The following is an 11,827-nucleotide window of genomic DNA, read 5'->3' as shown; positions in this document are numbered from 1 at the left end:
CCGGCCGCTTGGGTTCGCCCGGAAAAAGAATTACTTGCCGCCCGCAGCCTTCGGCGCGAGCAACGCCTTTGCCTGGCCTACCCAGTCATCGCGAGCAATGCGCCCCTCGAAACCGAGATCAGCATCAATGTGCGCAACGTCCGCGTCAGACCAGGAGGCGATGTCTGCGAAAGTGCCGATACCGCGTTCCCTCAAAACCATCTCCAGCTTCGGGCCGACGCCGGAAATCAGTTTCAGATCGTCCGCCTTTGCAGTCGTTTTCCTTCCGCGGGCCGGCGCCTTCACCACCTTTGGAGCGGCGGCTTCGACCGTCGCATCGGCCTTCGCTTTGACGGGCGCCGGCTTGTCGACTGCCGGCTTTGCCTTTGCCCTGACCTTCACGACCGGAGCTGCCTTCGCAGCCGGAGCGGCATTCACGGCAACATTCGACTCAGTCTGTCGTTGCACCGGCGATGCGCTCTTCTGCTCTTCCAGGGCAGCCGCGAACTTGTTCGTTGCCTCGACCGCTCCCTGAACCGCGCCCCAGAAAGCGCCGGCCATCTGTGTGGAAAAGCCGAAACCGATTGCAGTCACCGCAGCCATAGCCGCGGCGGGATTGGTCATCAGTGGATGCAAGTGCGAATTCTGCAGCATTTCGGCAGCAAGACGACCGAACTCAGCCGATGCATCGGCTGCGTCCCTTCCCTCACCCGCGTCTGCAGACTTCGTCATCATATCCCTTACTCGGCTGCTTCCAGAACGGCGCCGTGATCCATCACGTTGGCGGTATACTGATCGATACGCTTTTCGATTTCCGGGCGGAAGTTACGGATCAAGCCCTGCACCGGCCATGCGGCGGCATCGCCGAGCGCGCAGATAGTATGCCCTTCGATCTGCTTCGTCACCTGGAACAGCATGTCGATTTCGCGCTTCTGGGCGTTGCCCTTGGCCATGCGCTCCATGACACGCCACATCCAGCCCGTGCCTTCGCGGCACGGCGTGCACTGACCGCAGCTCTCGTGCTTGAAGAAGGCGGAGATGCGGGCAATCGCCTTGATGACGTCGGTGGACTTGTCCATGACGATCGCAGCTGCCGTACCGAAGGACGAGCCGACTGCGCGCAGGCCGTCGAAGTCCATCGGGCAGTCCATGATGTCCTTGGCCGGCACGATCGGGCACGATGCACCGCCGGGAATGACAGCGAGCAGGTTATCCCAGCCGCCGCGGATGCCGCCGGCATGCTTGTCGACCAGTTCGCGGAAAGTGATGCCCATGACTTCTTCGACGGTGCACGGCTTGTTGACGTGGCCCGACAGCATGAACAGCTTAGTGCCCACGTTGTTCGGACGACCGAAGGAGGAGAACCAGCCGGCGCCGCGGCGCAGGATGGTCGGGGCAACGGCGATCGATTCGACGTTGTTGACCGTGGTCGGGCAGCCGTAGAGACCCATGTTTGCCGGAAACGGCGGCTTCAGGCGCGGCTGGCCCTTCTTGCCTTCCAGGCTTTCGAGCAGAGCGGTTTCTTCGCCACAGATATAGGCGCCGGCACCGTGATGAACGAAAATCTCCATATCCCAGCCGAGCTTGTTGTTTTTACCCAACAAACCGGCATCGTAGCATTCGTCGATCGCTGCCTGCAGCGCCTCGCGTTCGCGGATATATTCACCGCGAACATAGATGTAAGCGGCATTGGCGCCCATGGCGAAGCTCGCCACCACGCAGCCTTCGATCAGCGTATGCGGATCGTGGCGCATGATGTCGCGGTCCTTGCAGGTGCCAGGCTCCGATTCGTCGGCATTGACGACGAGATAGTGCGGACGACCGTCCGATTCCTTCGGCATGAAGGACCACTTCAGGCCCGTCGGGAAGCCGGCGCCGCCACGGCCGCGCAAACCGGACGCCTTCATCTCGTTGATGATCCAGTCACGGCCCTTTTCGAGAATCTGCTTGGTGCCGTCCCAATGGCCGCGGCTCATCGCGCCCTTCAGGGACTTGTCCTTGAGGCCGTAGATATTGGTAAAGATGCGATCCTGATCCTGTAACATGCTTCACCTCTTACCGCGGCTTCTTGCCGAAGACTTTTATGTATTCCGCTTCGCCACCTCTGGCGAGAGCGTCTGCCTGCTTGACCCAATCGTCGCGTTCGATGCGGCCGTGGAAGCTCAGATAACCGTCAACCCACTCGCGCTCGTGCTGCTTCCAGCTGGCGATCTGGGCGAAGGTGAAGATGCCGATCTCATGGAGAGTGGCTTCAATCTTCGGGCCGACGCCCGAGATCATCTTGAGGTCGTCGGGCGTTGCGGGCTTTTCCACCGCAGCCGGGCGGCTGGCATCGTCCAGCGAAGGCTTGGCCTGGCCTGCAGCCGTATTTTCGGCCTTTGCCGGAGTTGCCTGCGGATGGTCGGCCGGAAGCGCCGTCTTGCCATCGGCGGGGCTCTTCAGCGCAGCATTCGTCTCGGCGTCAGTGCTCTTCGGCCGAGCGGCTTCCGACGGGGGGACGGCGACAGTCTCGACCTCCACTGTCTTGGCAGCCTTCGCCTTGGGCGCCTTGGCGGGCGCATCGAGCAAGGAGGTCAAGCCGCCTTCGGGGGCCGAATAGATACGGTCGATCTGCGGACCGGGCTTGATTTCGCTGCCCTTGCCTGCCTGGAACGTGTCGATGATCTCTTCAAGGCGCTCCGGCGTCAGGTCCTCGTAGGTGTCCTTGCCGATCATGACCATCGGCGCGTTGACGCAGGCGCCGAGACATTCGACCTCTTCCCAGGAAAGCGTTCCCTCGGCATTGCGCTCGAACGGATGGGCGTGGATCTTGCTCTTGCAGATGCTCATCAGCTTTTCCGAGCCGCGCAGCATGCAGGGCGTGGTGCCGCAGACCTGTACGTGGGCGCGAGTGCCGACCGGATGAAGCTGAAACTGCGTGTAGAAGGTCGCGACCTCAAGGACACGGATATAGGCCATCTCAAGCATGTCGGCGACCTTTTCGATCGCTGCCTTCGTGACCCAGCCGTCCTGCTCCTGCGCGCGCATCAGGAGCGGGATAACCGCCGATTGCTGGCGGCCTTCCGGATATTTCTTGATGGTCTTTTCCACCCAGGCCGTGTTCTCGTCGCTGAAGGCGAAAGCGGCAGGCTGGAATTGATCTTCGGCTAATCGACGAACGGACATTCTTTCACGCCTTATCTCAGTTTATGGATCCACACCGCGTGCCCGTCAGGGACGAGAATTCGCAGGCGTAGGCCGACTGGTCCTTTTGCATAAACACAATAAACTTGCCACCGTTTGGCACAGCGGCCTTGATTTCGTAACCGCGCGACACGAGGTCGCCCATCGATGCTTCCGCCGCCGGCGCCGATCCCGAACTCAGGCCCTTGGGAACAAGCTTTCCCTTGTCCTGACCGAGGGTCGGCAGCCCCGTGCCCTTCTGCGCCGCCTGCTGAGCGAAAGCTCCTGACGCGACAAGAAAAGCAGCAATGGCAACCGGCAGGATGCGCATCAGCGATCGACCTCGCCGAAGACGATATCGAGCGAACCCAGCACCGCCGTAACGTCAGCGAGCTGATGACCGCGGCAGAGGAAATCCATGGCCTGCAGGTGCGCAAAGCCCGGAGCACGCAGCTTGCAGCGGTAAGGCTTGTTCGAGCCATCGGAAACCAGGAAGACGCCGAACTCGCCCTTCGGCGCTTCGACCGCCGCATACACCTCGCCAGCCGGCACGTGATAGCCTTCGGTATAGAGCTTGAAGTGGTGGATCAGCGCTTCCATCGAACGCTTCATCTCACCGCGCTTCGGCGGAACGACCTTGCCGTCGACCGACGAGACCGGACCGGTAGAGGCATCGCCGAGCAGGCGGTTGACGCACTGCTTCATGATGCGGACCGATTGGCGCATTTCGAACATGCGGATCAGGTAGCGATCGAAACAGTCGCCGTTCTTGCCGACGGCAATGTCGAATTCCATATCGGAATAGCATTCATAGGGCTGCGAGCGACGCAGGTCCCAAGCGGCGCCGGAGCCGCGGACCATGACGCCCGAGAAGCCCCAGGACCAGGCATCCGCGAGCGAAACCACGCCGATGTCGACGTTACGCTGTTTGAAGATGCGGTTGTCGGTCAAAAGGCCTTCGATATCGTCGAGGATCTTCAGGAACGGGTCGCACCACTTGCCGATGTCCTCGACCAGTTCCTGCGGAATGTCCTGATGGACGCCACCCGGACGGAAGTAGGCGGCGTGCATGCGCGCGCCACAGGCGCGCTCGTAGAAGATCATGAGCTTTTCACGCTCTTCGAAGCCCCAGACCGGCGGCGTCATCGCACCGACGTCCATGGCCTGGGTCGTGACGTTCATGATATGCGACAGGATGCGGCCGATCTCGGAATAGAGAACGCGAATCAGCTGGCCGCGAATCGGGATTTCGAGGCCGAGCAAGCGCTCGACGGCGAGCGCGTAAGCATGTTCCTGGTTCATCGGCGCCACGTAGTCGAGGCGGTCGAGATAGGGAACGGCCTGCAAATAGGTCTTCGTTTCGATCAGCTTCTCAGTGCCGCGATGCAGCAGGCCGATATGCGGATCGACGCGTTCGACGATTTCACCGTCCAGTTCCAGAACCAGACGCAGCACGCCGTGCGCGGAAGGATGTTCCGGTCCAAAATTTATGGTGAAATTACGGACGTTATGTTCAGTCATGGCGACGCGCTCCGCGCTGGCAATCATTGATGGGCAAGGTATGCAAAGAGGCTTTCAACATCGTGACAGCCCCGTTTTTACTTTGCCGCCTTCTCATCTCCCGGCAGCACGTAGTCCGTGCCTTCCCAGGGGCTGAGGAAATCGAAATTACGAAATTCCTGCTTCAGTTCGACGGGCTCGTAAACCACGCGCTTGGCAAGGTCGTCGTAGCGCAGCTCGACGAAACCGGTCGTCGGGAAATCCTTGCGAAGAGGATGGCCCTCGAAACCATAGTCCGTCAGCAGGCGGCGCAGGTCGGCATGGCCCGAGAACGGAATGCCATACATGTCCCAGGTCTCGCGCTCGAACCAGTCGGCACCTTGGTAGACGGCGCAGGCGGACGGAACGGCCTCATCCTCCCCTGCCCGCAGCTTAACGCGGATGCGCAGGTTCTTCTTCGGCGACAGTAGGTGATAGACGACGTCGAAACGCTCGGCGCGCTGCGGCCAGTCGACACCGCTGATGTCGATCATGCTGACGAATCCGCACTTGGCGTCATCACGCAGGAAGGTCAGCAGCGCGATGATATTTTCACGGCTGGTTCCGATCGTCAGCTCGCCATAGGCGATTTCGCTGGACGAAATCAGATCGGCACGCACCTCGCCGAGATAGGACGCAAGCTCGTTCAGGGCTTCACTCATAATGCCTCGTCCCTTGCCTTACCGTTCAATCGTGCCGGTGCGGCGAATCTTCTTCTGCAGCAGGAGCACGCCGTAAAGCAGCGCTTCTGCCGTGGGAGGACAGCCCGGCACATAGATGTCGATTGGCACGATGCGGTCGCAACCGCGAACAACCGAGTAGGAATAGTGATAGTAACCGCCGCCATTGGCGCAGGATCCCATCGAGATCACGTAACGCGGCTCCGGCATCTGGTCGTAGACCTTGCGGAGCGCCGGCGCCATCTTGTTGGTCAGCGTGCCGGCAACGATCATCACGTCCGACTGGCGCGGCGAAGCGCGCGGGGCAACGCCGAAGCGCTCCATGTCGTAGCGCGGACCGGAAACCTGCATCAGGCCTTCGACGGCGCAGCAGGCGAGACCGAACTGCATCCACATCAGCGAGCCGGTACGGGCCCAGGTGATCAGCGCGTCGGCGGTCGTCAGGATGAAACCCTTGTCGGCCAGCTCATTGTTGACTTCGCCGAAGAAAGGATCGTTGGCGCCGACCGGCTTGCCGGTCGAGGGATCAATGATCCCCTTCGGCTGCTGCGAGACGAGCGTCGTGTTGCTCTGCGGGGCTACTCCCATTCCAGGGCTCCCTTCTTCCATTCATAGATAAAGCCGATGGTCAAAACAGCGAGGAAGACCATCATGGACCAGAAGCCGAACCAGCCGATGGCGCCGAAGGAAACGGCCCACGGGAAGAGGAAGGCGACCTCGAGGTCGAAGATGATGAAGAGAATCGACACGAGGTAGAATCGGATGTCGAACTTCATGCGGGCGTCATCGAATGCGTTGAAGCCGCATTCGAAAGCCGACAGCTTTTCAGGATCAGGCGCCTTGAAGGCGACGGCAAACGGCGTGATCAACAGCGCCAGGCCGATAACCAGGGCGATACCAATGAAAATCGCTATCGGAAGATAGGAACTGAGCAGTTCAGTCATCATGTCCATCCCTGCCTGCCGAGAAGCGCCGGGCGGCGCTTTGAGCATTTGCTCAGCAAGCGAAAGAGCGTTGCAACAAGCCGTGGTTAGCGCAGGCGGAGCGTCGGCGCAAGACTTTTGAGCGCGTCATTTCGAGACCCGATCAAACGATTTTACCAAGGCGATGCAAGGATGTCGCGGCAAAACACAAACGAAGCCCCAAGGGGATTTCGCAAGTGCAGCAAATTCATCATGGATTGTAAGGACTTGTGCGAAAATGGCGCGAGTGACGGGGCTCGAACCCGCGACCTCCGGCGTGACAGGCCGGCACTCTAACCGACTGAGCTACACCCGCGCATATCGTGACCCAATGGGTCGGGCGCACGATCCGGAAAAAAGGTCCAGGACCTCTTTCATGCTTGGAGATGGCGCGAGTGACGGGGCTCGAACCCGCGACCTCCGGCGTGACAGGCCGGCACTCTAACCGACTGAGCTACACCCGCATTCATATCCAAGTATTCCGGATGCTTTTGCACCCATCAAAGCGGCCTCGGCCGTTCGATGAGCGGCTAACTAAGGGGTTCGCGTTGGGGTGTCAAGCGCGTTTGAATACAAATCCATGACAGATCGTGAATTGTTTGGGGAACAGCTCCCTGCCCTCTCCGATGCGGATGATTCGGGCCTGTGTCTCCGACGGCCGGCAACGGGGCTCTTTCGGGAATTTGGGCGTGGCTTCCTGCCCTGCATCCGCTCCATGCACACGGCAAATCCATCCGTCGGATTGTGAAACGTGAGATGAAGCTCACATTAACGCGGCAGTCATCACGTGTTCAGTTCCCCGGCGTTAGCTTTGAACCAACGTCATCAAGCGACGTTGTTGAAAGCCAGCTAACCGGAGAAATACAGTGAACAAGTTTTTTATCGCTTCTGCACTCGCCCTTGCTTCGCTTGCAGCGACAGCCATTCCGTCCAACGCCGCTTCGGTGGTGGTTAAGACCGACCACGGACACTATGACCATCACCATCATGATCGCCATTGCTTCAACAAGAAGGTGACGAGCTGGCACCATGGCCATAAGGTCGTCCATGAGGAGCGCGTCTGCCGATAACAGAATTGCTCAGGCCCGGTCGAAAGCCGGGCCTTGAGCCGAATTCTCACGTTAGTCGATTCTCTACTCGGAAGACCTACCGAACCAGTGATCCGCATGGATCATCCGTAAACGCGCAATACCTGGCGTTTTCTAATGAATTCTAAGTGTCTGGATTTGTTGGAAAAGAAATTGGCTGGGGAACCTGGACTCGAACCAAGATTAACGGAGTCAGAGTCCGTCGTTCTACCATTGAACTATTCCCCACCGTCCGCCGCAGAGCTTGGCGGGCCGTGTTGGAAGGTCATATAAATGATTCATCCGGGGATGCAAGCCCCATATTCATGTCTCGTCGGATTGTCTGTGACTAAAGGGTGCCGACGACGATCAGGATGGGGAAACGCAGTGGGGAGACGAAAGCGCGCGCTCCCTCAAGACCCGCGATATTGTTCTTCCGTCACATATTCCATCCAGTCGGCCGCCTTGCCGTCTCGCATCTCCTGGATGGCGATGTGGGTGAGCGCGGTTTCCGGGCCTGCGCCGTGCCAGTGCTTTTCGCCGGGGGCGAACCAGAGGACGTCGCCGGCGCCGATCTCGAAAATCTCTCCGCCCCATGACTGGGCGAACCCCTTGCCTGAGGTCACGACAAGCGTCTGGCCAAGCGGGTGGGTATGCCACGCCGTGCGACCGCCCGGCTCGAAGGTGACGCTGACGACCTGCACGCTGGCGGGATCCGGCGCCTGCATCAGCGGCTCCTGGCGCACGTCACCGGTAAAATATTCAGCAGGCGCCTTTACCGACGGCCGTGATCCGTTGCGCTTGATTTCCATCCGGTGTCTCCTCTGTCCTGTTCGCTATCTCGGCGAATCTATGTCATCGCCTCATGCCATCCAAGCGACATAGTCGTGATGTCGATTGGAATATCTGGCGACATCGGCAACGAACTCGGTCTCACCACGAATCCGATCAGCGGAGAGGCGCCGGAATTTTCACCCGGTGGCAATCGTCAAAGCTGGATGAGGTCCAGATCCTTGCCGATTTCGCGCCGGGCGATGTCGACGACGCTCATTTCGTGGGTGAAGAGGATCGTTTGGAAGCGGCCGACGGTGCCGGCGAGCGCGTTCAGGCCGGCGGCGGTGCGATCGTCGTCGAAGGTCTGGAAGATATCGTCGACGATGAGCGGCGCCGGTTCGTTGCGCGCCGAGTAATCTTCGAGGAAGGCCAGACGAAGAGCGAGGTAGAGCTGGTCGCCGGTTCCCTCGCTGAGGCCTGATAGCGGCACCCGCTCGCCGGTGGCGCGTTCTGCGAGAAGCTGGAGCTCGTCGTCGCTGCCATAATCCTGGACGAGACGCGAGAAACGGCTGCCGGTCAGAACGGAGAAGATATCTCCTGCCCGCTTCATGACGGGATCCGCCTGCCGTTCCCGATAGGCCTCCATCGACGTGCCTAGCATATGGGCGGCGAGCTTGAGGACGACCCATTGCCGGGCGAGATCCCTGGCTTCCTCCTCGGCCGCATGTTTTTCGAACACGGCATATTCGGCGCTGGCGCCCGTTTCGAGCGCGCTGCGCTGACGCTGATTCTCGTTGAGCTGGGCCGTCAGCGCGCCGAAGCGCAGCAGCTGGTCGCTGTCCAGCGCCTCCAGCCGCTCGATCTCGAGATTGGCTTCGATCCGGTCGAAGTCGGACAGAGCAACACGGATATGCGCCTCATCCTGCCCATCGGCCTGCTCCTGGAAACGGCGTCGGCAGACTGAGACGCTTTCCTCCAGCCTGCTTCTCTCGCGAAGTTGGGCGAGGAGTTGCGGCAGATCATCCGACGAGACGGAGGCCTCGTCCGCGAGAGCGGCAAGAGCGGTCTCCTGCACATCGAGATTCGATTTGCAGCGAGCTAGTCGGGCCTCGGCCTGCTCCAATGACAAATGCAGGCTCTTTCGCCGCTGCTGGTCGGAGTTGGCGGCAATTGCCCTGTCGTGCAGCACATCGGCGGCGGCGTCAGCGGAAAAGGACGCCAGATCCGGCGCGAGGTCGCTTGCCAGCGCCCGCAGACCGTCCTCGAATGCCGCAATGTCCCGCTGCATGCCGCGTACCCGCCTGCGGCGATTCTCGCGCTCCGTCAGTATCTGCGGCAGGTCCTTCCAGACATCGACCGTCGCCTCGACCATCTCGACGGTCGCGCCTATGGGCAGCCCGACTGAGTCGACGGCCTCGGCCAGGGTCGCTTCCCAACGCTCCGCATCCTTGCGGACGGCTGTTTCCCGCTCCTCGAGCCTTTCAATGACGTCGGCAACGGATTGACGCTCGCCTTCGGCGGAGCGGCTGTCGGCCCAACGCTGGCCGATGTCGGCGATGTGCCGGGAGAGCCCCCTTGCGAGGGCGGCCACCGGCAGGGAACCCGCGCCTGAGAGACCCGTCGCATGGGCAAGGTCGATGAGTACGGGCACGAGCCGGTCCTCGCTCGCGCGCAATATCGCCACTTCGTCGGCAAGGACGTTCACCGAGTTGCGTTGAGCCGCAAGCGTCTCGACCGCACGCCGCCATTCAACCATCTGATCCGGTTCAAGCGGCACTATTCTCGTGGCGGCAAAGAGCGAATGGAATTCGCTCTTGGCATCAGCGATGGATTGCTCGCTTCCGGTCTGTCGGGTTCTGGCCTGCTGGAGCGCCGGCTCCAGTTCGCCACGCCTCAGCATGAGCCTCGCGTGTGTCGATACGCGTTCGGCATCGGTCAGTGCTTCGTCGGCCAGGCGATCAGCCTCGCGGATTGCCGCCTCGAGCGCCTTCGATCCGCCTGACGGCGAGGCTTCGAAAGCCCGCAGCTGCTCATCCCTGAGGAGACGGGCCGTCTCGATTTCCTGGCGGGTGACAAGGCTGCCGCCTTGCTCCAGCGACGCAATATCCTTGGTGAGAGCCCCCTGCTCGGTCTCCAGCAGAGCAAGCGCGGCGGCGGCCTCGCGGGCAGCCGTTTGCAGCTCGCCGAATTTGCGCCGATGTTCGGTGAGGGTCGCGATATCGGGCAGAGGCACGCCAAAGAGCTGATCAAGATCGGCGACGGCGGGCGACAGGCGCCCGGTAGCCTCTGCGAGTTCGGACTGCGCACGCGAGAGCTTTACCTGCAGGCTGTCCAATCGGGAAAGCTCGGCAATATCGGGCTGCAAGGCCGCAAGTTGCTGCGCATAGGATTTCGGGTCGATCAGCCGTCCCGATATCTCGACCGCCTCCAGCCGCCGAAAGTGCTCGCGCTCCTCTTCGAGGCGGCGGCGATTTTCAGCGTGGGCGCGCTTCAGGTCCCGGCCTTCGACGGCAAGCGCGCGCAGGCGCGCAAGATCGGCCTCGGTCGGCTGGTTACGCTCCATCGCCTCGGCATCGGGCATTCCAAGCTTGCGGGCAATCTGGACAAGCCGCAGATCGAAATCCTCGACCTCGCCACGGACCCGAGACATATCGTCCTTAGCCTTGAGATAGGCTCCCTTCTGCGCATATCGCTCCATGATCGCGCCGGCGGCATCCAGGGTGGCTGTATCCACCCTCACTGCCTGAATTTCCTGCTGAAGTCGCAGGACATCCTGCCGGGCGGTTCGCAACGCGGCCTCGCCTTCCTTCCTGAAATCCAGCGCTTCGGCCAGCCGATCCCCAAATCCTTTATGGATTGATTGCAGATCGGAGAAGCCGCGTAGGAGCTCCTCCTCCAAATCGATTTCCCGCAAGACGGGCTCAAGCTTCTTCAGCATGTTCAGGCGATCAAGCGCCGCCTTGGTCTCCTGCCGCTCGCGGTGCAGTGCCGCGAGCCTAGCCTCAGTCTCGGCCGCATCGGCGACGAGCTTCTTCCAGTCGCCGGATCTCAATTCATTGTCGCGCTCGAGCTTTCGTGCGTCTTCGTAGCGGTCGTATGCCTGATAGAAAGCCCGGTCCTTCGAGCGCCGCTGGGCATAGATGCCATCCGCTTCGGTCTCCAGCGATTGCCTGAGGCGTGACAGGCCCGTAAGACCCGAAGCTGCGGAGAAGAGCAGGCTGCCGATCTCGCCGCCGCTCTGCAGCATGGCGGCCGCACCCTGCCTCAATCGGGCCGAGTCGAGGCCGAAAGCGCGCTCGAAGACGTCGCGGCTCAGATTGCCGAGATAGGGCGAAAGCGCATCTTCGGGCAGCGCCGTTTCCTTCTCGTCGGCAGCGAGCAGCGTATTTTTTGTGCCGCGGCGACGGCGGAATTTCAGGCTGGTCCCGTCGCGTAGCGAAATTTCGGCACCGATGCGCAAAGTCGTGGCATCGTGCAGGAAACTGAAATGCGATGTCGTGCGGGGGAAACCGAACAGGAGATCCGAAATGGCGCTGAGGGCGGACGATTTGCCCGCCTCGTTCGGCCCATAGATGACGTGCAGCTTCGCATCGGGGCGAAAATCGAGACCGCAATCGGTAAGGGCGCCGTAACGGATAATGTCGAGCCGATTGAAGCGCATGGA

At 61.0% G+C, this 11,827-nt stretch carries 11 protein-coding genes and 3 tRNA genes; 1 reads left to right on the top strand and 13 read right to left on the bottom strand.

The window, feature by feature from the left end; all coding sequences use genetic code 11:
- Positions 1-30 precede the first annotated feature (30 nt).
- The 10 genes from DTW90_RS15960 to DTW90_RS15915 form a co-directional block, all read right to left on the bottom strand.
- A complete protein-coding gene (locus tag DTW90_RS15960; RefSeq protein ID WP_348633719.1) occupies positions 31-711 on the bottom strand; it encodes a helix-hairpin-helix domain-containing protein in 681 nt (226 codons plus the stop codon).
- An 8-nt stretch (positions 712-719) separates the two neighbouring features.
- On the bottom strand, positions 720-2,024 hold the full coding sequence (nuoF, locus tag DTW90_RS15955; protein WP_132516847.1) for an NADH-quinone oxidoreductase subunit NuoF: 1,305 nt from the start codon (positions 2,022-2,024) through the stop codon (positions 720-722).
- 10 nt (positions 2,025-2,034) lie between these two features.
- The gene (locus DTW90_RS15950) at positions 2,035-3,144 is read right to left on the bottom strand and encodes an NADH-quinone oxidoreductase subunit E (protein ID WP_149339516.1); all 1,110 of its coding nucleotides are present in this window, start codon (positions 3,142-3,144) and stop codon (positions 2,035-2,037) included.
- Between the two features lie 16 nt (positions 3,145-3,160).
- Complete coding sequence (locus DTW90_RS15945) at positions 3,161-3,472, bottom strand: hypothetical protein (protein ID WP_132516851.1); 312 nt, start codon at positions 3,470-3,472, stop codon at positions 3,161-3,163.
- Positions 3,472-4,662, bottom strand: a complete 1,191-nt coding sequence (locus DTW90_RS15940) for an NADH-quinone oxidoreductase subunit D (protein ID WP_132516853.1) — start codon at positions 4,660-4,662, stop codon at positions 3,472-3,474. The genes DTW90_RS15945 and DTW90_RS15940 overlap by 1 nt, the downstream gene beginning before the upstream one ends.
- Positions 4,663-4,739: 77 nt before the next feature.
- Positions 4,740-5,342 carry an NADH-quinone oxidoreductase subunit C gene (locus DTW90_RS15935; RefSeq protein WP_149339514.1) on the bottom strand — a complete coding sequence of 201 codons (603 nt, stop codon included), beginning with the start codon at positions 5,340-5,342 and terminating at the stop codon, positions 4,740-4,742.
- Positions 5,343-5,360: 18 nt separating this feature from the next.
- Positions 5,361-5,948, bottom strand: coding sequence for an NADH-quinone oxidoreductase subunit B (locus tag DTW90_RS15930; RefSeq protein ID WP_132516857.1), 588 nt, complete (start codon positions 5,946-5,948; stop codon positions 5,361-5,363).
- Positions 5,939-6,304 (bottom strand): NADH-quinone oxidoreductase subunit A, encoded by a 366-nt coding sequence (locus DTW90_RS15925; RefSeq protein ID WP_132516859.1) that lies wholly within the window; start codon positions 6,302-6,304, stop codon positions 5,939-5,941. Before DTW90_RS15925 ends, DTW90_RS15930 begins: the two co-directional genes overlap by 10 nt.
- A gap of 257 nt (positions 6,305-6,561) precedes the next feature.
- A tRNA-Asp gene (locus DTW90_RS15920) sits at positions 6,562-6,638 on the bottom strand.
- A gap of 71 nt (positions 6,639-6,709) precedes the next feature.
- A tRNA-Asp gene (locus DTW90_RS15915) sits at positions 6,710-6,786 on the bottom strand.
- Between the two features lie 402 nt (positions 6,787-7,188).
- Here DTW90_RS15915 and DTW90_RS15910 point away from each other — a divergent pair.
- Positions 7,189-7,392, top strand: coding sequence for a hypothetical protein (locus DTW90_RS15910; RefSeq protein WP_132516861.1), 204 nt, complete (start codon positions 7,189-7,191; stop codon positions 7,390-7,392).
- Between the two features lie 172 nt (positions 7,393-7,564).
- Here the strand turns inward: DTW90_RS15910 and DTW90_RS15905 are convergent.
- The 3 genes from DTW90_RS15905 to DTW90_RS15895 all read right to left on the bottom strand — a co-directional run bounded on the left by DTW90_RS15905 (position 7,565) and on the right by DTW90_RS15895 (position 11,824).
- Positions 7,565-7,638 (bottom strand) — tRNA-Gln (locus DTW90_RS15905).
- Positions 7,639-7,802: 164 nt separating this feature from the next.
- A complete protein-coding gene (locus DTW90_RS15900; RefSeq protein WP_149339512.1) occupies positions 7,803-8,201 on the bottom strand; it encodes a cupin domain-containing protein in 399 nt (132 codons plus the stop codon).
- Positions 8,202-8,377: 176 nt separating this feature from the next.
- Complete coding sequence (locus DTW90_RS15895) at positions 8,378-11,824, bottom strand: YhaN family protein (RefSeq protein WP_149339510.1); 3,447 nt, start codon at positions 11,822-11,824, stop codon at positions 8,378-8,380.
- Positions 11,825-11,827 lie beyond the last annotated feature (3 nt).

The sequence above is a fragment of the Neorhizobium sp. P12A genome, from assembly GCF_008365395.1.
Classification (GTDB): Bacteria; Pseudomonadota; Alphaproteobacteria; order Rhizobiales; family Rhizobiaceae; genus Rhizobium.
The sequence above is the reverse complement of the archived record's forward strand: the minus strand, read 5'-3'. Positions and strand labels throughout refer to the sequence as shown.

Coding starts and splice junctions, on each gene's coding strand:
- DTW90_RS15960 (WP_348633719.1), bottom strand. CDS start 711: ATGACGAAGTCTGCAGACGCGGGTGAGGGAAGGGACGCAGCCGATGCA.
- nuoF (WP_132516847.1), bottom strand. CDS start 2,024: ATGTTACAGGATCAGGATCGCATCTTTACCAATATCTACGGCCTCAAG.
- DTW90_RS15950 (WP_149339516.1), bottom strand. CDS start 3,144: ATGTCCGTTCGTCGATTAGCCGAAGATCAATTCCAGCCTGCCGCTTTC.
- DTW90_RS15945 (WP_132516851.1), bottom strand. CDS start 3,472: ATGCGCATCCTGCCGGTTGCCATTGCTGCTTTTCTTGTCGCGTCAGGA.
- DTW90_RS15940 (WP_132516853.1), bottom strand. CDS start 4,662: ATGACTGAACATAACGTCCGTAATTTCACCATAAATTTTGGACCGGAA.
- DTW90_RS15935 (WP_149339514.1), bottom strand. CDS start 5,342: ATGAGTGAAGCCCTGAACGAGCTTGCGTCCTATCTCGGCGAGGTGCGT.
- DTW90_RS15930 (WP_132516857.1), bottom strand. CDS start 5,948: ATGGGAGTAGCCCCGCAGAGCAACACGACGCTCGTCTCGCAGCAGCCG.
- DTW90_RS15925 (WP_132516859.1), bottom strand. CDS start 6,304: ATGACTGAACTGCTCAGTTCCTATCTTCCGATAGCGATTTTCATTGGT.
- DTW90_RS15900 (WP_149339512.1), bottom strand. CDS start 8,201: ATGGAAATCAAGCGCAACGGATCACGGCCGTCGGTAAAGGCGCCTGCT.
- DTW90_RS15895 (WP_149339510.1), bottom strand. CDS start 11,824: ATGCGCTTCAATCGGCTCGACATTATCCGTTACGGCGCCCTTACCGAT.